The organism is Pseudomonas sp. REP124 (assembly GCF_020164475.1).
Classification (GTDB): Bacteria; Pseudomonadota; Gammaproteobacteria; order Pseudomonadales; family Pseudomonadaceae; genus Aquipseudomonas.
On the sequence record NZ_JAIQWX010000086.1, the window covers coordinates 4,152 to 27,053 of the forward strand.

The window sequence follows — 22,902 nt, forward strand, 5'->3', positions numbered from 1 at the left end:
TCAGGCGGTGGTCAGTTGGAGCACCAGCAAATCCTCCAACTGATCCAGCAACTCATCCCCCCGCAACAACTCGTAGTGCCCGCCCTTCAACAGGCGATCCACCCCGTGCTGTCCGACCTGCGCTTCGAACACCCGGCGCTCGTCCTCGCGTCCGGCCACCCACCAGCGGTGTGCCGTGGCCTGGACCTTCGGCAGTCGCCGCTGGGCCAGGGCCAGTTGCTTGAGGGATGAGCCGGTAGCGAAGATCTGCGTCAGTTCGCTGGCCCCCAGTGCCGCGTGGCCGTTGCTGCCGTGCATGGCGGCTTCGATCACGGCGGCGGCGCCTTCGCGCTCACCAAGGCCAGCCGCTTTCGCGGCAATCAGCCTCTCTGCTTCTTCAGACGGTTGACCGAGGACAAACTTCAGGAAGTCGGCCAAATCTTCTCGCCAGTCCCCCGCTTCCGCGGTGCCCGCCACGTAGCTGTCGACCAGCCCGGCAAACGCCACCACCTGTCCCTGCCCTTCCAGCTCATGGGCGACCAGTTGGGTCAACGCGCCACCCAGCGACCAGCCCAGCAGGTAGTAAGGACCGTCCGCCTGCTGCGCGCGAATCCGCTGCGCATAGGCCTGGGCCATCGCCGCCAGCGACTCGTCCTGCCACTGCGGATCGAGCAGCATTCGGCATTGCAGGCCGTACACCGTGCGCCGTCCTTCCAGACGGCGGGCCAGCGGTTCGTAGTCGAACACCGTGCCGAAACCGGCGTGCAGGCAGAACAGCGCCGGCACATTGGCCACCCGGCCATTCAAGGCCAGCAGCGGGTCCGGCGCGCTCGCCGTCTCCGTCGCCTGATACCCGCTCAGGTCAGCGATGCACGGCTTCTGCATCAGATCCCGCAGCTTCAGTTCGAAGCCCAGCTCCGGCTGGCTGCGCACCCGGGAGATAACCTTGAGCACCTGCAACGAGTCGCCACCGAGCTCGAAGAAATTATCGTCGATGCCCACCTGCGGCACACCGAGCACTTCCTGCCAGATCGCGGTCAGCGCGGTTTCCAGGGCGTTGCGCGGCGCGCGGTAACCACCGACGGCCCACTCCGGCTGCGGCAATGCGCGACGGTCGAGCTTGCCGTTGGCCGACAGCGGGAAACGCTCCAGCACCAGGATGCGCGCCGGGACCATGTAGTCCGGCAATTGCCCTTGCAGCTCGGCCTTCAGACGGCGATCAAGTCCGACAGCGCCGTCACCGACAACGTATCCAACCAGCTGCTTGCCGGTCGGCGTGTCGTGCACCACCACCGCGGCATCCTGCACCCCGGCACACTCACGCAGACGCGCTTCGATCTCGCCCAGTTCGATGCGGAACCCACGGATCTTCACCTGCTGATCAAGGCGACCGAGGTAGTCGATCAGCCCGCACTCACGCTGGCGCACCAGATCACCGGTGCGATACATGCGCCCACCGGCCTCGAACGGATCGGGAATGAAGCGCTCCGCACTCATGCCCGGACGCTGGTGATAACCCCGCGCCAGGCACTCGCCGCCCAGGTACAGCTCGCCGCTGACACCCACCGGCAACGGGTTCAGGTCGGCGTCGAGAACGTACAAACCACGCCCGGCCACGCCACGGCCAATCGGCGCGTAGGCCGCCTCGCAACGTTCGCTGGCCTCGGCACGCCACAGCAGCGGCGTGACCACGGTTTCGGTCGGGCCGTAGCCATTGACCAGACGCTGCGGACGCAACGCACGCTTGACCTGTTCGAAGCTGGCGTCCGGCACCGCATCGCCGCCAAAGCAATACACCTGCACCGCCGGCGGATTGCCCAGGCGCTCGGCGACTTCGGCCATCTGTTGCAGGTACGCCGGCGGGAAGCAGGCCACGGTGACGCTGTGGCGATGCAGCATTTGCAGGGTTTGCTCCGGCGTCCACAGGTTGTCCTCGCGGATCACCAGGCTGCCACCGGCCAGCATCACGCTGAGCCAACGCTCCTGGGCACCGTCAAAGGCGAACGACATGAAGTGCAGTTCGCGGCTGTCCGGTACCAGTTCATACAGGTCGATGATGCCGCGGCAATGCCGGGCAATCGGCCCCCGCGCCACAGCCACGCCCTTGGGCTGGCCGGTGGAGCCGGAGGTGTAGATCAGGTAGGCGAGATGACCCGGCAGTGGATCAACTACCGGACATTCGCTGCTGCCAGCGACACTCAACTGATCGAGCAACAGGCGCGGCGGGCTGTCGGCCAACGGCAGACGCTCACCCAGATCGCTGTCGCAAATCAGCAGGCTCGCCGCCGAATCACTGAGCATGTACGCCAGTCGCTCAACCGGATAAGCCAGGTCCAAAGGCAGATACGCGCCACCGGCTTTTAGCACCGCGAGGAAGGCAACAATGGTGCGCTCCGAACGCGGCAACGCCACCGCCACCATGCTTTCGGCAACGATGCCACGGGCGATCAGTTGCTGCGCCAAGCCGTTGGCCTGCGCATCGAGATCGGCGTAGCTGACTTCCCGCTCCTCGCAGAACAGCGCGATTTTCTGCGGCTGAGTGCGAACGTGCTGATTGAAGCTGTGCAGCAAATCGGAAGCATCCGCCGGCGCCTGGGGCAGACTCAACCGCGCCTCGGGCAGGCCGATGTTGCCCAGCAGGCAATCGGCATCCTCCGGCAACGCCCGCAACAACCCTTCCAGCTGCGCCCGAATCCGCTGCACTTCCAACTCGCTGAAGCGATCGCGCAGATACAGATACTCCACCTCCAGCCCTTCGTCGTTGGCGCTGACCATCAAGTCCATCGGGAAGTTGGTCACGCCACCGCTGCCGACGTCGGCAAAGCGCAACTCGCCTTCCTCGCCGCCTTTCAGCGCGCGGTCCACCGGGTGGTTCTCGAACACGATGATGCTGTCGAACAGCCCCTGACCACCCTGCCCGGCCCAACGCTGGATGTCGGACAGCGGCGTGTGCTCGTAGTCGCGCACGCTCAGGTTGTAGGCCTGCAACTCACGCAGCCACTCGCCCAGCGGTTGCTGCGGGTCGAGGGTCTGGATCACCGGCAAGGTGTTGATGAACAGCCCGAGCATCTCCTGGGCACCGGCGAGCTCAGTCGGACGCCCCGCCACCGTCGCGCCGAACGCCACGCTGCGCTGACCGCTGTGGCGTTGCAGCAGCAACAGCCAGGCGCCTTGCACCAGAGTGTTCAAGGTCACGCGCTGGGCCTTGGCGAAGCGCTGTAATCTGCCCGTGGCCTGGGCGTCGAGATCGCTGTACATCACGCCGTGACCGGAACCTTCGGCACCGGAAGCCTTGGCCAGAATGGTCGGTGCTTCCAGCAACGCCAGGCGCTCGCGCCAGAAACCTTCGGCCTGGGCCGCGTCCTGGCGTTGCAGCCAGGCGATGTAGTCGGCGTAGCGACCGGTCAATGCCGGCAAGCTGTCGTGGTGATACAGACGCAGCATCTCGCCCAGCAGGCGTGACGCACTCCAGCCGTCGAGCAGCAGGTGATGGTAGACCCAGATCATCTGGTGGCGGTTGTCACCCAGGCGGATCAGGACGAAGCGCATCAGCGGCGGGCAACTCAGGTCGAAGCCCTTGGCCTGCTCGGCCTCGGCCAGCTCTCGCAGCGCCTGTTCGGTGTCGCTACGCTCGCGCCAGTCGAGTTCTTCGATCGGCAGATCCACCTCGGCGAACACCGCCTGCAGCGGGTCGGCCAGGCCGTCGCGCCAGCGGAACGCCGCGCGCAGTACTTCATGACGCTCGATCAGCGCCTGCCAGGCAGCGCGGAAACGCGGCACCTGCAAGCCGTCGACCTCGACGCTCAACTGGTTGACGTAAGGGTTGAGCTCCGGTGAGTCCAGGCAATGGAACAACATGCCCTGCTGCATCGGCGACAGCGGATACAGGTCTTGCAGCCCCTCACGCGCCGCCATATCGATGTGCGGCACCAAGGCAAAGGCCTCGACTTTCGGTACCGGAACCAATGCGCCCTCGCGACTGCCGGCCACTGCCGCCAACGCACGAATGGTCTGCTGCTCGAACAGTTGCTTGGGACTGAACACCAGCCCGCGCTGCCCGGCGCGGCTGACCGCTTGCAGGGAGATGATCGAATCGCCGCCCAGCTCGAAGAAGTTTTCGGTCACGCCCACCGAATCCAGGCCCAACAGCTCCTGCCAGATCTCCACCAGCAGCGCTTCGGCGCCTGTTGCGGCGGCCACCTGATCCTCACGCTGACGCGTGGCTTCCGGCGCCGGCAGACCTTGTCGATCCAGCTTGCCGTTCGGCGTCAGCGGCAGCGCATCCAGGCACATCAGATGCGCCGGCAGCATGTGTGCCGGCAGGCGGCTGCGTAGATGCGCGGTCAGTGTGTCACGCAGTTCCTGCTCGTCCACCAGCGGATCGCGAGGTACCACGTAACCCACCAACTGACGGCCCACCGGACCTTCGCGGTCGATCACGAAGGCTTCACGAACGCCGTCGTGTTCCAGAAGGCAGGCTTCGATTTCGCCCAGTTCGATACGGAAGCCGCGAATCTTCACTTGCTGGTCGATCCGACCCAGGTATTCCACCACGCCATCGGCGCGGAACCGCGCCAGGTCGCCACTGCGATACAGGCGCGCGCCCGGCACGAAAGGGTCCGGCACAAAACGTTCGGCGGTCAGGTCCGGACGTTGATGATAACCCCGGGCTACGCCCTCGCCGCCCAGGTACAACTCGCCCGCCACGCCCACCGGCAACGGCTGCAAGCCGCCGTCGAGGATGTAGGCGCTGCGATTGCCCACCGGCCGGCCGATCGGCATGAAGGCCGAGTCGAATTCGGTGTCCGGGTAGGCCAGCCAGATCAGCGGCGTGATCACCGTTTCGGTCGGGCCGTAGCCGTTGATCAGGCGCTTGGGTTGCAGGATCTGCTGCACCTCGTCGAAGGCGTGCTTGGCCATGCCTTCACCGCACGGGGTGTAGGAACGGATCGGCAAATCGCGCCCCGCCTCGCCCATGAAATCGGCGATTTGCCCCAGGTAGGTCGGGGTGAAGCAGGCAATGGTGATGCGGTGTTTTTCGATCTCGGCGCAGGTGCGCTCCACGCTCCACAACTCATCGTCCCGCGGCATCACTGCCGAGCCGAACACCAGCGGCGTCAGCCAGCGCTCGTGGGCGCCGTCGAAGCTGATGGAGGCGAATTGCAGCTCGCGGTCTTCCGGGGTCATGCCGTACAGCTCGCCAATGGACAGGCAATGCATAGCCAGCGGACCGTGGGCCACGCTGACACCTTTGGGCCGGCCGGTGGAGCCCGAGGTGTAAATAAGGTAGGCGAGGTTTTCGCCGCAGGTCAGGTTGACCGGGTTGCTGTCGGCCATGGCGTCCAACGGCTCGCGGTCGATGTCCAGCACCGACAGGCCTTGCGGCAACGGCAGTTTTTCCCGCAGCCAGGACTGGCTGATCAGCAGCGAGATACCGCTGTCGGCCATCAGGTAGCTCAGGCGCTCGGCCGGATAGGCCGGGTCCAGCGGCACGTAGGCGCCGCCCGCCTTGAGGATCGCCAGCAGGCCGACGATCATTTCCGGCGAGCGCTGCATCGCCAGGCCGACCCGCACTTCCGGGCCGATGCCCAGTGCGCGCAGGCGATGGGCCAATTGGTTGGCGCGGCGGTTGAGCTGGTCGAACGTCAGCTCCAGATCGTTGAAGATCAGCGCTGTGGCCTGTGGACGAATGTGGGCCTGGGCTTCGATCAGCTGATGCACGCACAGCGGATTTTGCGCAGCCGTGAACGCCGGGTTCCATTCCACCAGTTGCTGCTGGCGCTCGGCGACGGTCAGCAGGTCCAGTTCGCTCAGGGCGGCCTGGGGCGCGGCGACCATCGCCGCCAGCAGCGCCGCCAGGTGCTCGCTCATGCGGGCAATGGCCTCGGCGCTGAAATGGCTGCACCGGTAGCTCCAGTTCAGGCTCAGCTGGCTTTCGGCGGTGGCGGCAATCGTCAGCGGGAAATTGGTGCGTTCGTGGTTTTGCGGGATCGAGAAACTCAGACCCGCCGGCGCGCCCTGTTGCAGCGCTTCGGCCACCGGGAAGTTTTCGAACACCAGCAGGCTGTCGAACAGCGGCTCGCCGGCCCGTCCGGCCCAGCGCTGGATATCGCCCAGCGCGGTGAACTCATGCTCGCGCAATTCCAGGTTCTGCGCCTGCAAGCGGCCGAGCCACTGCTCGACGCTTTCCACCGCATCCGGGCTGCTGATCACCGGCAAGGTGTTGATGAACAGGCCGAGCTGGCTTTCCGCCCCCGGCAAGTCCACCGGACGCCCCGCCACCGTGGCGCCGAACGCCACGCTGCGCTGGCCACTATAGCGTTGCAGCAACAGGGCCCAGGCGCCTTGCACCAGGGTGTTGAGGGTGACTTTCCGCTGGCGGGCGAACTCGCTGAAACGCTGGGTGGTGGCGATGTCGAAGGTCTGGCGATGGTCGGCAAAGCCAACGCTTTGATGACTGTGACCCAGGCTCTGGGCCAACAACGTCGGGTTATCGAGACTCGCCAGTTGCCCGCGCCAGAACACCTCGTCAGCCTCGGCATCCTGGCGTTGTAGCCAGCCGATGTAATCGGCGAAACGCCCGCTCGGCACCGGCACGTCCTGGCCGGCGTAACGCTGCAGCACTTCGCTGAGCAGCAGCGAGTTGCTCCAGCCATCGAGCAGCAGGTGATGGTGGGTGTAGATCAGTTGCTGACGCTCGTCGTCGAGGCGAACCAGGGCCAGGCGCATCAGCGGCGCACGGCCCGGATCGAGTTGCAGGCGTTCGCTGTCGACCAGTTGCGCCAGTGCCTGCGCCTGATCGTCGCGCTCGCGCCAGTCCAGACAGGTGAACGGCAGCGACAGATGACGGTGCACCAATTGCACCGGCGCCTCGACACCTTCGGGGAAGTGGAAGCTGCTGCGCAGGATGGCGTGGCTGTCGAGCACCGCCTGCCAGGCCTGACCCAGTCGCTGTGGATCGAGGCCACGGGCTTCGACGCTGAGCTGGTTCACATAGGCGCCAGACGCCGACTCATACAGGCTGTGGAAAAGCAGGCCGGCCTGCATCGGCGACAGTGGATACAGGTCTTCGATCTGCGCCGGCGGCACCGGCAGCGCATCGAGTTGCGCCTGGCTCAAACGTGCCAGCGGGAAGTCCGCCGGGGTCACGCCGCCTGCGCCATCGCTCAGGCAATGGGCGATCAGCGCCAGCAGTTCAGTGCGGAAATCATCGGCCAGGGCTTCGATCTCGCGACGCTCGAAGCACTCGCGGCTGAAGGTCCAGTCCAGTTTCAGTTCGCCGCCGTACACCTGCCCGTCCACCGACAGCCAGTTCGGCAGCGGCGCATCCGCCGATTGCGCGGCGCCGCTGGATTCCCGCGCCGGGGAGAACAGCGCGTCCTCGGCGAAGCTCTGGTCGAACTGGCCCAGGTAGTTGAAGGTCACGCGCGCCTGAGGCAGAGCGGCCAGCGTGGCTTGCGCCGAGGCATCGCTCAGGTAGCGCAGCAGGCCGTAACCCAGGCCCTTGCCGGGGATCTCGCGCAGTTGCTGCTTGATCGCCTTGATCGAGCCGCCCAGGTCGGCGGTCGGGGTCAGGCGCACCGGGAACAGGCTGGAGAACCAGCCGACGGTGCGGGTCAGGTCGATGTCGTCGAACAGCTCTTCGCGGCCGTGGCCTTCGAGCTGGATCAGCGCCGACTCGCTGCCGGTCCAGCGGCTGAGGGTGCGCGCCAGCGCGGTCAGCAGCAGGTCGTTGACCTGGGTGCGGTAGATCGCCGGGGCCTGTTGCAGCAGTTGGCGGGTCTGCTCGCGGTCCAGGCCGATGCTCACGCCCTGACGCAGATGCCCGGCCTGACTGGCCTGTGGATTGGCAGCCGGCAAAACATCGCTCGCACCGCTCAATCGATCCTGCCACCAGCTCAATTCATCAATAGCTGCTTCGGAACGGGCATAGGCGTCGAGTTTCTCGGCCCAGGCCTGGAACGAACTGGTCTTCGGCGGCAGCGTTTCACCTTGATACGCCGCCTGCAAATCTTCCAGCAGCACCCGCCAGGACACGCCGTCCACGGCCAGGTGATGGATCACCAGCAGCAAGCGTTGCGAACCATCGGCCTGGGCAATCAATGCCACCCGCAACAGCGGGCCGTCCTGCAGGCTGAGGCTGCGCTGGGCTTCGTCGCACACCGATTCCAGCGAAGCATCGCTGGCCACCCGGGCGGTCCAGAGCATGTCGATCACATCGGCACTGTCGGCGCCGACGTAGCGGGCCGACCATTGACCGTCGATCTGGCTGAAGCGCAGGCGCAGAGCATCGTGCTGCTTGAGCAGGCGTTGCAGGGCGCCTTGCAGACGCGGCAGTTCCAGGGTTTCACGCGGGGTCAGCAACACCGCCTGGTTCCAGTGGGCCCGTTGCGGGATCGGCTCTTCGAAGAACCAGCGCTGGATCGGCGTGAGCTTTTGCACACCGTCCACCGGCCCTTGTTGCGCCAGCGGTGCGGCCTGTTCCTTGACCACCGTGGCCAGGGCTTGCAGGGTCTGCTGCTGGAACAGGTCACGCGGTTGCAGGCTCAGGCCGGCGCGGCGGGCGCGGCTGACCACCTGGATCGAAATGATCGAGTCGCCGCCCAGCTCGAAGAAATTGTCCTGGCGCCCGACCTGCTCGACGCCCAGCACCTCCTGCCAGATCTGCGCCAGTGCTTTTTCGTGGGCGGTGCGTGGCGCTTCAAAGGCGCGCTGGCTGACCTGCGCGGTCGGTGCCGGCAGGCGCTTGCGTTCCAGTTTGCCGTTGGGGCTCAGGGGCATCTGTTCGATCAGCACCGTCTGCGCCGGCACCATGTAGTCCGGCAGGCTGCCGAGCAGATGGGTTTTCAGGGTTTCTCGCCAGGCGCCCTGCTGCTCGGCGTCGGCCGCCACCAGCGCACGATCCTGCGGCACGACATAGGCCACCAGTTGCTTGCCGCTCGGACCGTCGAGGGCCAGCACCACGGCTTCCTGCACCTCGGCGTGTTCCTGCAGGCGCGCTTCGATCTCGCCCAGCTCGATACGCAGGCCGCGAATCTTCACCTGATGGTCGATGCGCCCGCAGTAGTCGATGGCGCCGTCGGCGCGGTAGCGCGCCAGGTCACCGGTGCGGTACAGCCGCTCGCCGCTACCGAACGGATCGACCACGAAACGTTCGGCGGTCAACGCGCCGCGACGGTGATAACCCCGCGCCAGGCCGACACCGCCCAGGTACAGCTCACCCACCGCGCCCATCGGCAAGGGTTGCAGTTCGCTGTCGAGGATGCAGGTGCGCAGGTTGGCGATCGGTCGACCGATCGGCACGCTGTCGCGGTCCTCTTCCACGCAGGTCCAGTGGGTCACGTCGATGGCCGCTTCGGTCGGGCCATAGAGGTTGTACAGATTGGCTTGGGGCAGGCTGCGCAGGGTCTGGCGTTGCAGCTCCATCGGCAGCGCTTCGCCACTGCAGATGATCCGGGTCAGCGAGGTGCAGGCCAGCGCCTCGTCGGCGGCGATGAAGGCCGAAAGCATCGACGGCACGAAGTGCAGCGTGGTGATGCGCTGTTCGACGACCAGCGCCGCCAGGCGTTGCGGATCGCGGTGCTCGCCTGGAGCTGCGATCACCAGGGTCGCGCCTTTCATCAACGGCCAGAAGAACTCCCAGACCGACACGTCGAAGCTGAACGGGGTCTTTTGCAGCACGCGGTCTGTCGGCTGCAGGTGGTAGGCGTCCTGCATCCACTCGATGCGGTTGTGCAGCGCCACATGACGGTTGCCCGCGCCCTTGGGTTTTCCGGTGGAGCCGGAGGTGTAGATCATGTAGGCGAGGTTTTCCGCCAGCGCGACGTTGGGCAGATCCGTGCCCGGCAGCTCGCTCAACCACTCGGCGTCTGCTTGCAGGCACAAGGTGCGCACGTGGTCCGGGGTCGGCAGTTGCGCCAGCAAATGGTCCTGGGTCAGCAGCAACGCAATGCCGCTGTCTTCGATCATGTAGCTCAGGCGGTCCAGCGGGTATTCCGGGTCCAGCGGCACGTACGCGCCACCGGCCTTGAGGATCGCCAGCAGGCCGACGACCATTTCGAAGGAACGCTCGCAGGCGATGCCGACGATCACTTCCGGGCCCACACCCTGCGCACGCAGGTGATGGGCCAGGCGATTGGCGCGCAGGTTCAGCTCGGCGTAACTCAGGGACTGGCCCTGGAACACCAGAGCCGTCGCGTGCGGGTTTTCAATCACCCGCGCTTCGAAATGGCGCTGTACGCAGACTTCGCCCGGATAGAGGTGGGCGGTGTCGTTGAGGTCGTCGAGGATGCGCAGGCGCTCGTCGGCGTCCAGCAGCGGCAGTTCGGCAATCGGGGTTTGCGGGTTGGCCAGGACGCCGGCCAACAGGTTGCGCCAATGCTGCGCCAGATGCTCGATGCGCTCGGCGTCGAACAGGTCGGTGGCGTAGGTCAGGCTGGCGAACAGCTGCTCGCCCTGTTCCTGGGTGTCCAGTTGCAGGTCGAACTGGGTGGTGGGCGCCGTGGCGTTCAGCGCCTGCACTCGCAGGCCCGCGAGCAAGCCGCTGACCGCCGTCGGCCGCGCCTGCTGGTGGTTGAACATCACCTGGAACAACGGACTGTGGCTGAGGCTGCGCTCGCCTTGCAGCGCCTGCACCAGACGCTCGAATGGCAGGTCCTGATAATCCTGGGCATCCAGCGACGCGGCGCGGGTCTGCTCCAGCAACTGGCTGAACGGCAGGCGGCCATCAAGCTCGGAGCGCATCACCTGGGTGTTGACGAAGAAGCCGATCAGGCCACGGGTTTCCGCGCGATTGCGATTGCCGATCGGCACGCCGATACGCAGGTCGGACTGGCCGCTGTAGCGGTACAACAGGGCCTGGAAGCTGGCGAGCAACAGCATGAATGGCGTGACGCCGCTCTGTTTGGCCAACGTCATCAGGCCGCTCGCCAGCTGGGCATCGAGGGCGAAATCCAGACGGGCGCCACGCTGGCTCGGTTGCGCCGGGCGCGGGCGATCGGTCGGCAGTTCCAGCAGCGGCTGTTCGCTGCCGAGGGTGTTGCGCCACCAGTTCAATTGACGCTCCAGCTCCCCCGCTTCCATCCAGCGCTTCTGCCAGGCGGCGTAATCCGAATACTGGATCGGCAGCGCTTCAAGCTCCGCGCCCTTGCCCTGGCAGTGGGCGGCATACAGGCGGGAAAACTCTTCCACCAGCACGCCCATCGACCAGCCGTCAGTGACGATGTGGTGCAGGGTCAGCACCAGCACGTGGTCCTCGGCGTCCAGCTGCAAAAGGCTCACTCGCAGCAGCGGGCCGTGTTGCAGATCGAACGGCCGGGCGATCTCCGCGTCGACCTTGTTCATTGCCGACTCGAGCGGCTGCGGTTCATCGCGCAAATCATGTTGTTCGATGGCCAGCGAGCTGACCGACGCCAGCGTCTGCAGCACTTGGCCGTCGTCTTCGACGAAACGGCTGCGCAGGCTCTGGTGCCGCTCCAGCAGCACGTCGAAGCTTGTTTGCAGCGCTGCAAGATTCAGCGGACCTTCCAGACGCAGCGCCGCGGGAATGTTGTAGGCGCTGCCCTGAGGATCGAGCTGCCAGAGGAACCACTGGCGCTGCTGCGCGTAGGACAGCTCGAAAGCGGCCTGGGGTTCGGCGGCGGGCGGAATCGGCAACTGGCCGAAGCTGACGCCCTGCTCTTGCATGCGTGTCAGGAATTCGCGGCGCTTGTCGGCGGGCAGGCCGGCGAAGCGGGTGGCGATACGCATGGCGGTGGTGTGTTCCATCAGTTGATCTCCATCTCGTCGAGGAGCGACTCAAGCGCATCCAGACGGGCATCGTTGTCAGTCGGGGCCTGTTGACCGGCCATGGCGGCGTAGGCCTGAAGGTCGTTGGTTTCGAACAGCGCGCGCAGCGGCAGCTCGATGCCCAGTTCCAGCTCCACGCGGGCGCTGGCCTGGGCGGCGAGCAGCGAGTGCCCGCCCAATTCGAAGAAGTTGTCGCGCCGGCCGATCCGCGCCACGCCCAGCACCTGGGCCCAGATCGTCGCCAGTTGCTGTTCGAGCGCGCCTTCGGGGGCTTCGAACGGACGCTGCCAGTCTTCGGCGTCCGGCAGCGGCAGGGCCTTGCGGTCGAGCTTGCCGTTGCCGGTCAAGGGCAGCTCATCGAGCAGCAGCCAGTGGCTGGGCACCATGTAGTCCGGCAGGTCGACCTTGAGCGCGGCGCGCATTTGCTCGCGCCAGGTGATCGGCTCGCTCGGGGTCTGCTCGGCCACCACGTAGGCGCACAACTGCGGCCCGGCATCGGCGTTGTGCACGCTGATCACCGCCTGGCGCACGCCGGGTTGTGCCAGCAGCGCGGCCTCGATCTCGCCCAGTTCGATGCGGAAACCGCGAATCTTCACTTGCTGGTCGATACGCCCCAGGTAATCGATGCTGCCGTCGTCGCGCTGGCGCGCCAGATCGCCGCTGCGATACAGGCGTTGCGACGGGTCGAACGGGCTCGGTACGAAGCGCTCGGCAGTCAGGCCGAAACGCCCGTGATAACCCCGCGCCAGGCCAGCACCGGCGATGTACAGCTCGCCCGCTACGCCCACCGGCACCGGTTGCAGCTGGCTGTCGAGCAAGTACCAGCGCAGGTCGCGGATCGGCAGGCCGATCGGGCTTTGCGCCTTGCCATCGAGGTCCGCCAGGCGGATGGCGCGGTAGGTCACGTGCACCGTGGTTTCGGTGATGCCGTACATGTTGACCAGGGTGGGTTGTTGATCGCCGAAGCGCTCGAACCATGGACGCAGGCTCGCCACTTCCAGCGCTTCGCCGCCGAAGATCACCTGGCGCAGCGCGAGGTTCCGCGGGCTGGCGCAGGCAATCGGCAGCAGTTGGCGGAAGGCGCTCGGGGTCTGGTTGAGCACGGTCACGCCTTCATCGCAGAGCAGACGATAGAACGCCTGGGGCTCGCGGCTGATGTAGTACGGCACGATCACCAGGCGCCCGCCGGTGCACAGCGAACCGAACAGTTCCCACACCGAGAAATCGAAGGCGTAGGAATGGAACAGGGTCCAGACATCGTCTGCGCCGAAGTTGAATTCTTCAGCCGTTGCGCTCAGCAGACGTCCCACATTGCCGTGGCTGAGCAGCGCACCCTTCGGTCGCCCGGTGGAGCCGGAGGTGTAGATCACGTAGGCGAGGTTGTCCGGGGTCGCCAGCGGCGGCAGGTTGTCGCTGGCGTAGCCGTCCAGTTGCAGGGACGTCAGGTCCAGCACCTGCACGCCGTCGCGGGACGGCAGGCCTTCCATCAAGTGCTCCTGAGTCAGCAGCAGCGCAATGCCGCTGTCCTCGATCATGTAGCTCAGGCGCTCGGCCGGGTATTGCGGGTCCAGCGGCACGTAGGCGCCACCGGCCTTGAGGATCGCCAACAGGCCGACCACCAGCGGCATCGCCCGCTCGGTGGCGATGCCCACTTTCACTTCCGGGCCGACGCCCTGCTCACGCAGCTTGCGCGCCAAGCGGTTGGCCTGGGCGTTGAGCGCGGCGTAGCTCAGGTGCTCGCCTTCATGACTCAGGGCGATGGCGCTCGGCCGTTGTGCGACCTGGGCTTCGAACAGCTGATGCAGGGTCGGCGACGCCGGTTGCGCCTGGAACGCCGGGTTCCAGTGCTGGATCAGCTCGGGGTAGTGCGGCGCTTGCAGCAGCGGCAGTTCGGCGACCCGTTGCTGTGGATCGGCGACCACCGCGCGCAGCAGGTTCAGCCACTGTTCGGCGAGGCGCTGCATCGAGGCTTCGTCGTACAGGTCGCTGGCGTAGCTCAGGCTGGCGTCCAGCGTGTCGCCCTGCTCCTGGGTATCCAGGACCAGATCGAATTGCGCGGTGTGTTGTTGCCAGTGCAGGCGTTCGACCCGCAACTCGCCAACGGTGCGTTCGACGCTGGCGCCCAGTTGCTGCTGATGGTTGTAGAGCACCTGGAACAGCGGGCTGTGATTGAGGCTGCGGTCCGGTTGCAGGGCGTCCACCAGTTGCTCGAACGGCAGGTCCTGATGGGCCTGGGCCGCCAGCGCGGTGCGCTTGACCCGTTGCAGCAAGGTGCTGAACGGCTGCTGGCCGTCGATCTCGGCGCGCAGCACCTGGGTGTTGATGAAGAAGCCGATCAGGCCTTCGGTTTCCAGGCGCGAACGGCCGGCACTCGGCACGCCGACGCTGATGCCCGACTGCCCGCTCTGGCGATGCAGCAGGGTCTGGAAACTGGCCAGCAACAGCATGAACAACGTCACTTGCTGCTCCTGCGCGCAGGTTCGCAAACCGGCCAACAGCGCCTGATCGACGTTCAGCGTGAGGCTGGCGCCGCGTCCACTACGACGGGCCGGGCGGCTCAGTTCGCTCGGCAATTCCAGGGGGGACTGGCTGCCTTGCAGCTGTTCGCGCCACCAGCTCAGCTGGCGTGCGCCCTCCCCGGCTTCCAGCCAGTCGCGCTGCCAGCGGGCGTAGTCGCTGTAGGCCACAGGCAGTGCGTTCAGGTTCGCGGCAGTGCCGGTGACGGCGGTCTGATACAGGGCGCTGAACTCGTCGACCATCACCTGCATCGACCAGCCATCGGCGGCGATGTGATGCACGGTGAGCACCAGCACATGCTCGTCGCTGCCGACTTGCAAGAGCACGGCGCGCCACAGCGGGCCGTTGCGCAGGTCGAACGGCTTGGAGATTTCTTCTGCCACGGCATCGTTGACGGCCGATTCAACGATAGAGCGCTCGGCGAGCTGCAGCGGCAGTTCGCCGTGAATCACCGGCCGCGCCTGCTGGCCGTCCTGTTCGAAGGTGGTGCGCAGGGTTTCGTGGCGGGCCTGCAATTGCTCGAAGGCCTGACGCAGTGCTTCGCGGTTCAGCGCACCCTTGAGACGCAGGGCGGCCGGGATGTTGTAGGCGCTGCTGTGCGGGTCCAGCTGCCAGAGAATCCACTGGCGTTGCTGGGCGTAGGACAGCACTTTGGGTTGATCCGCCTGCGCGGGTTGCAGCGGCGGTTGATTGCCGGCGCTGGCGCGGGCCGCACGTTCGGCAAATTCCGCGAGGCTACCCGCCGAGAACAGGCTGCTGACCGACAGTTCGATCTGCAGTTGCTGACGGGCGCGGGAGATCACTTGCAGCACCAGCAGCGAATGACCGCCGAGGGCGAAGAAGTTGTCGTCGCGGCCGACCTGCTCGACCTGCAGCACTTCCTGCCAGATCTGAGCCAGTTGGGTTTCGAGTCCTTGAGCCGGAGCCACGAACACGCGTTGTGCCGCCGCTGCTTCGGCCCGGGGCAGGGACTTGCGGTCGAGTTTGCCGTTGTTGTTCAGCGGCAGCTTGTCCAGCAGGACCAGGTGGTTGGGCACCATGTAATCGGGCAGTGACTTTTGCAGGATCGCCTTGAGGCCTTGCAGGAAGTCCGCTTCGCTGGCCACCGCGCCGCTGGCAACGATGTAGGCCACCAGTTGCGTGCCATCCTGGGCGATGACGGCCGCTTCGCGCACTTCGTCCCGGGCTTGCAGGCAGGCTTCGATCTCGCCCATTTCGATGCGGAAACCGCGGATTTTCACCTGATGGTCGATGCGTCCGACGTATTCCAGATCACCGTTGCCGTTGTAGCGCGCCAGGTCGCCGCTGCGGTACAGACGTGTGCCCGGCTCAATGGCGAACGCGTCCGGCAGGAAGCGCTCGGCGGTCAGTGCCGGGCGGTTGAAGTAGCTTTGCGCCAGACAGGCCGGCGCGCCGATGCACAGCTCGCCCACGCCTTCGGCCGGCATCAGTTGGCCCGCAGCATCGAGTACGTACAGGGCACGGCCGGCGATGGCGCGACCGATGGGGATGCCGAAGGCGTCGCTGGCGTCTTGCAGCTGGCATTCGTGGGTGCTGGACACCACGGTGGCTTCGGTCGGGCCGTAGGTGTTGAGCAGGCGGATGTGGTTCAAGCCGGCCTGATGCCACAGGCGCAGGCCTTCCACCGACATGGCTTCGCCGCCGACATGGACCTGACGCAGGTTGCCGAGGTTACGCACCACGCCGCTGGCCGATTCGCGGGCGAGCAGGAACCAGTAGGCGGCGGGCAAGTCGGCCACGGTGACGCCCTGCCGGACGATTTCGCTGGCCAGGCGGCCGGCGTCCCACAGGTCGTCGCCGCGCATGATCAGGGCGGCGCCGACGCACAGGGCCGGGAAGCATTGCTCGACGAAGCCGTCGAAGCTGAAGGTGGCGAATTGCAGGACGCGGTCGTTGGGTGTCAGGCGCGAATAGCCGGCGGCGGTCTGGCAGAACTCGCGCAGGGCGCCGTGGGTGATGGCGACGCCTTTGGGTTGGCCGGTGGAGCCGGAGGTGTAGATGATGTAGGCGAGATCGTTGGTGTTTGGGCGGGCCTCTTCGCGGGCAAGCCTTGCTCCTACAGGGGGTTGGGTGGTGTCGTTGATGTTGAGGTGTGTCAGGTGGGTGGGGAGATCTTTGAGCAGATCAGATTCGGACAGCAGCAGGTCCAGGCGGCTGTCGTTGATCATGTAGGTCAGGCGTTCGGTTGGGTATTTCGGGTCGAGCGGGACGTAGGCGGCGCCGGTCTTGAGGACGGCCAGCAGGCTGACGATCAGTTGCGGGCCGCGGTGCAGGGCCAGGCCGATGCGCTTGCCGGGGGCGGCGCCGTGGTCGATCAGGCGTTGGGCCAGGTGGTTGGCCTGGGTGTTGAGCTGGCCGAAGGTCAGGGTTTGACCTTCGACTTGCACGGCCAGGGCGTCCGGGTTCGCGGCGGCCTGGGCGGCGATTTGTTCGTGGGCCAGTTGTGTTGTGGATAACTCGACCGTGGCAGGTTGGCTGATGGCGAGCACTGCATTCTGGCCATCGGCGTCGAGCAGTTGCAGGGTGCCGAGGGCTTTTTCCGGCGATGCAACAAGTTGCGCCAGCAGGTGCTGCAACTGGGCGGACAGACGCTCGATTTGCGCGGCGCTGAAACGCGCGCTGTCGTAGCTGAAGTCCAGGCTCAGGGCTTCGCCCAGTTCGATGCCCAGGGTCAGCGGATAGTGGGTGCGTTCGTGGTTGTGCAGGTTGCCGAACGACAGCCCGGCCGGTGCGCCCTGTTTCAGCGCTTCGGCCACGGGGAAGTTTTCGAACACCAGCAGGCTGTCGAACAGCGCCGAACCCTGCTGCCCCGCCCAACCCTGAATGTCGTACAGCGGCACATGCTCGAATTCACGCATCGCCAGGTTTAGCCCTTGCAACTCGCCGAGCCATTGGCTGACGGTTTGTGCAGGCTTGATCGCGCAGACCAGCGGCAGGGTGTTGATGAACAGGCCCAACTGCTCTTCGATCCCTGGCAGCGGGGCCGAACGGCCGGCCACGGTGGCGCCGAACACCACGCAATCCTGGCCGGTGTAGCGTTGCAGCAGCAGACTCCAGGCCGCCTGCAGCAGGGTGTTGAGGGTGACTTTCTGCTCGCGGGCGAATACCGACAGACGCTGGGTTGTGCGGGTGTCGATAGTGGCGCGGAATTCCTCGCTGCCTTCGGCGCCTACCGGTGGACGCAGGGCTTCGGCCAGCAGGGTCGGGGTTTCCAGGGGTGCCAGTGCGGCTTTCCAGAACTGCTCGCCAGCGGCCGCCGATTGCTGTTGCAACCAGCCCAGGTAATCACGGTAGTGGCCGGTTGGCGCTGGCATCGACTGCCCGGCGGCGTAATGCTGGATCACTTCGGCCAGCAATTGGGCGTTGCTCCAGCCGTCCATCAGGATGTGATGACTGGTGTAGATCAGGTGCCAGGCGTTGGTGCTGGTCTGGATCAGCTTCAGGCGGAACAGCGGTGCACTGCCCAGTTCGAAGCCTTTAGCTCGTTCCTCATCAGCCAATTCATCTGTATCGACGCCTTCAAGCATTTCAAGCGGTAGCACCACCGAACGGGCAATCGCCTGATGCGCGGAGTCGAGTCCCTGCCAGTGGAAGCTGCTGCGCAGGATGTCGTGACGCTCGACCGCCGCCTGCCAGGCGCGGGTGAAACGCGCGGTGTCCAGGCCGCCGATGTCCAGGCGCAGCTGGCTGATGTAGGCGCCGACCTGCGGTTCGTAGAGGGTGTGGAACAGCATGCCCTGTTGCATCGGCGACAGCGGGTACAAGTCTTCGAGGTTTGCCGGCGACAGATCGTCGAGTTGCCCCTGGCTGATGCACGCCAGCGGGAAGTCCGATGGGGTGGCTTGTGCTGTTTCGAGCGAGCAGCAGTGTTCGATCAGCGCATTGAGTTGTTGCGCATACTCGTCCCCCAGACGCTGGACGGTCGCGGTGTCGAACATCTCGCGGCTGAAACCCCAGCTCAGAGACAGCTCGCCGCCGTACACCTGCCCTTCCACCACCAGCCAGTTGCCCAGCGGCGCCGCCGGATCCTGGGCGATGCCGTTGCCTTCGGTGGACGGAGTGAACAGCGCGCCCTCGTCGAACTGACGGTCGAACTGCCCCAGATAGTTGAAGGTGATGCGCGGCTGAGGGAGCGCCGCGAGCTCGGCGCGGGTCTGTGCGTCGCCCAGGTAACGCAGCGCGCCGTAACCCAGGCCCTTGTCCGGCACGGCGCGCAGTTGTTCCTTGATCGACTTGATCGAGGCGCCAAGATCGGCGGCAGGTTTGAGGTTGACCGGGAACAGGCTGGTGAACCAACCGACCGTGCGGGTCAGGTCGACGCCTTCGAACAGGTCTTCGCGGCCATGGCCTTCGAGCTCGATCAGCGTGCTGCCCTCCCCGCTCCACAGGCAAACGGCGCGGGCCAGGGCGGTCAGCAGCAGGTCGTTGACCTGGGTGCGATAGGCCGCCGGGGCCTGTTGCAGCAGTTTGCGGGTCTGTTCGCTGTCGAGGCGGATTTCCAGCTTGTGTTCGAAACGGTTTTCCAGTGCGCCGTTCGGGCGTTCACATGGCAGGTCCGTCGGGGCGTCCTGCAGTTGCGTCTGCCAGTGAGCGAGGCTCTGCTCAAAGGCGCCCAGATGATTCTGCAAACCGGCGACCCAGCGCTGATAGCTGCTGGTTTTCGCCGGCACGCTGCCGCCGGTGTAGAACTGCTGGAGGTCTTCGAGCAACACGCGCCAGGACACGCCGTCCACCGCCAAGTGGTGAACCACCAGCAGCAGACGTTCGCTGCCGTCGGCCATTGCCACCCACAGGGCGCGCAGCAGCGGGCCGTTATGCAGGTCGAGGCTGCGCTGGGCTTCGTCGCACAACGTGTTGAGTGCTTCGACCGATGAGGCTTCGCTGCGCCACAGCACCGAGTCGGTGGTCGGCGCAGCGTAGGCTTGCTGCCAGCCGCCGTCGACCTGTTGATAACGCAGGCGCAGGCTGTCGTGATGGGTCAGCAGTTGTTCGAGGGCGCGCTCCAGTGCTTCAAGGTTCAACGACTCGCGAGGCACCAGCAGCAGCGACTGGTTCCAGTGCTGACGTGAAGGAATGGCCTGTTCGAAGAACCACTGCTGCACCGGCGCCAACGCCACGGCGCCCGTTGCCGGGCCCTGGTCGATCGGCGTCAGCTCGCCGGTGCGGGCGGCCTGGGCCAGGCTGCGCACGGTCTGGTGCTGGAACAGGTCCTTGGGGCTCAACAGGATCCCGGCCTGACGGGCGCGGCTGACCACCTGCATCGACACGATGGAGTCGCCACCCAGTTCGAAGAAATTGTCTTCAAGGCCAACCGACTCGACGGCCAGCACGTCCTGCCAGATCGCCGCGAGGGATTTTTCCAGGGCGCTGCGTGGCGCGACGTGTTCGCGCTGCTGGCTGGAGCCGTCAATCGCCGGCAGTGCCTTGCGGTCGAGTTTGCCGTTGGGGGTCAGCGGCAGTTGTTCGAGGAACAGCAGGAAGGCCGGGACCATGTAGTCCGGCAGGTGCTGACGCAACGCCGCTTTCAGGGTTTCACGCTGGCTGTTTTGCGCATCGTTGTCGGTTAACAGCGCCGGATCGCTCGGCACGATGTAGGCCACCAGTTGCTGACCGCTGGCACCGTCCTGGGCGAGTGCCGCCAGTTCGCGCACGGTGTCCTGCTGCAGCAGCCGCGCTTCGATTTCACCCAACTCGATACGAAAGCCACGGACCTTGACCTGATGGTCGATGCGGCCGACGTATTGCAGGTTGGCGTCGGCCTGATAACGGGTCAGGTCGCCGGTGCGATACAGGCGTTCGCCGCTGCTGGAGAACGGGTTCGGCACGTATTTCTCGGCGGTCAGGCCCGGTCGCGCCAGATAACCGCGGGTGATGCCGGCACCACTCAGGTACAGCTCGGCGGCCACGCCTTGGGGCACCGGTTGCAGATCGGCGTCCAGCAGGTAGCTGGCGGTGTGCATGAGCGGACGGCCGATATTGGCGCGGCCACCGGCTTCGCGACGGGTCCAGGTGGAATATGTGGTGTCTTCGGAAGGGCCGTAGAGATCGTAGACATGCTCGACAGTGGCCTGCCGATACAGCGCATCCACCAGGCTCTGCTTCAGCGGCTCCCCCGCCAGGTTGATGATGCGCACACTCGGCGGAATATGCGCGTCCCGTTGCAGCGCGTTGATCGCCGACGGCACGGTGTTGATCAGGCGCACCTGATCCCGGGCCGGCAGCAGCGGCAGCTCCAGGGCATTGCGGGCGATGATCACCGAGCCGCCGTTGGCCAGGGTCACGAACAGTTCCCACACCGACAGGTCGAAGCACACCGAAGTCGAGGCCAGCACGCCCTGAATGTCCTCGCGACTGTACACCGACTGCGACCAGTCGATCAGCGCCAGCACGTTGCGGTGGGCGATGGCCACGCCCTTGGGCTTTCCGGTGGAGCCGGAGGTGTAGATCACGTAGGCCAGGTTGTCGGGCGTGACGCGGGTGGTCGCTGCGCTGGTCGGATAGGCGGCCAGCTCGATGCGGTCCAGCAGCACGACGGAGGTGTCGTCGGCAACGGTCAGGGTTTCAGCCACGGCTTGCTCGGTCAGCAGCACCAGGGCGCGGCTGTCTTCGAGCATGTAGGCGACGCGCTCGGCCGGGTAATCCGGGTCGAGCGGTACGTAGGCGCCGCCGGCCTTGAGCACCGCCAGCAAGGCCACCAGCAGTTGCTCCGAGCGCTGCATCGCCACGCCGACCCGCACTTCCGGGCCGACGCCGAGTTCGATCAGCTTGTGGGCCAGGCGGTTGGCCTGCTCGTCGAGTTGCTTGTAGGTCAGTTGTTCAAGGCCGAAGGTCGCAGCCAATGCATCCGGGGTTTCGGCTGCCTGCCGGGCGATCAGTTGATGAATGCACAGGTCCTGCGCGAAAGGCGCATCGGCGCGGTTCCAGTCATGGACGATGAGCTGGTACTCGGCCTGCTCCAACAGTGGCAGATCGCTGATGCGTTGCCCGGCATCGCCGACCATGCCCCGCAGCAGGTGCGTCCAGTGTTGCGCCATGCGCGCGATGGTCGCCGCGTCGAACAGGTCGTTGGCGTAGGTCAGCGCGGCGTGCAGCTTGCCGCCCTTCTCCCAGGTGTCGAGGGTCAGGTCGAACTGGGTGGTGCGGCCTTGCCACTCGATCAGTCCCAGCGCCAGGCCGGATCGGGTGCTGACCGTGGAAATGTCCGCGACCTGCGGCTGGTGGTTGTACATCACCTGGAACAGCGGCGTATGGCTGAGGCTGCGCTCCAGCTTCAGGGCTTCGACCAAGCGTTCGAACGGCAGGTCCTGGTGGGCCTGGGCGCCGAGAGCGGTTTCCTTGATGCGCTGTAGCAGTTGGTCGACCCGGGTCTGGCCGTCCAGCTCGGTCCGCAATACCTGGGTGTTGACGAAGAAACCGATCAGGCCCTCGATCTCGCCCCGGTTGCGGTTGGCGATCGGCACGCCGACGCGGATGTCACGCTGGCCGGTGTAGCGATGCAGCAGCACATTGAAGGCGCCGAGCAGCAGCATGAACAAGGTGATGTTGTGCTGTTGCGCGGTGGCCCGCAGTTGCTCGGCCAGTTGGCCGTCAACCGCGAATTCGTAGCGGGTGCCGCGATAGCTCGGCATGGCCGGGCGCGGGTGATCGGTGGGCAGTTCCAGCACCGGGTGCTCGTCGCCCAGTTGCGCCTGCCAGTAGTCGAGCTGACGCGCCTGCTCACCGGCTTCGAGCCAGCGGCGCTGCCACAGGGCGTAGTCGCTGTACTGGATCGGCAGCGGCGGCAGTTGCAGTTGCGTGCCGGCGTCGAAGGCGTCGTAGCAGCGGATGAATTCGTCGATCAGCACGTTCATCGACCAGCCGTCGGAGACGATGTGGTGCAGGGTCAGCAGCAGGACGTGTTCCTGCTCGGCGAGCTTGAGCAGCGTGACTCTTAAGAGTGGACCGGTGCCGAGATCGAAGGGTTGTACGGATTGCTGTTCGGCAGCCTGAGCGACCGCCTGTTCGCGTTCGCTGCCGGGCAAGGTGCAGAAGTCGACGTGACTGATTTGCAGCGGTGCGGTGGTCGGCACTTGCAGCAGGCTGTCGTCGGATTGGGGCGCGAACACCGTGCGCAGGGTTTCGTGGCGCGCCACCAGGGCGGCGAAGGCCTGCTCCAGCGCCGGCAGGTTCAGGGCGCCGGTGAGACGTACCGCGCCCGGCAGGTTGTAGGCGCCGCTGTGCGGGTCCAGCTGCCAGAGAAACCACATGCGCTGCTGGGCGTAGGACAACGCCTGACGATCCTCGGCCTCGACGCCGGCGGGAATCGGAAACCGGGCGAAATCCACCCCCTCCTTGTGCAAGGCCGCAAGGAACATCTGGCGCTTTTCCAGGGGCAACCCGATAAACCGGCGAGCAAGTTTCAAGGAGTCTTCAGCATTCATTTCTGGGTATCCGGATCAGTGGCGGGAAGCACAAAGGCACGTCGTCCCTATAGAACGAATGCAGACCGGAAAAATTAGCGAATGAGAATAACTGTCAGGTGGGGAGGTGGAGCGCGGATTCCGTGGCGGGTGAAAATCAAAAAATGTGGGAGCGGGCTTGCTCGCGAATGCGGTGGGT

Annotated in this window: 2 protein-coding genes; both read right to left on the reverse strand. The window is 65.7% G+C overall.

Features of this window, described 5'->3' with window-relative positions:
* Window positions 1–11,745 (reverse strand): non-ribosomal peptide synthase/polyketide synthase, encoded by an 11,745-nt coding sequence (locus K9857_RS19660; protein ID WP_224538456.1) that lies wholly within the window; start codon window positions 11,743–11,745, stop codon window positions 1–3.
* Window positions 11,745–22,724: a non-ribosomal peptide synthetase gene (locus K9857_RS19665; protein ID WP_224538457.1), complete on the reverse strand. Its 10,980-nt coding sequence runs from the start codon at window positions 22,722–22,724 to the stop codon at window positions 11,745–11,747. Before K9857_RS19665 ends, K9857_RS19660 begins: the two co-directional genes overlap by 1 nt.
* Window positions 22,725–22,902: the final 178 nt, after the last annotated feature.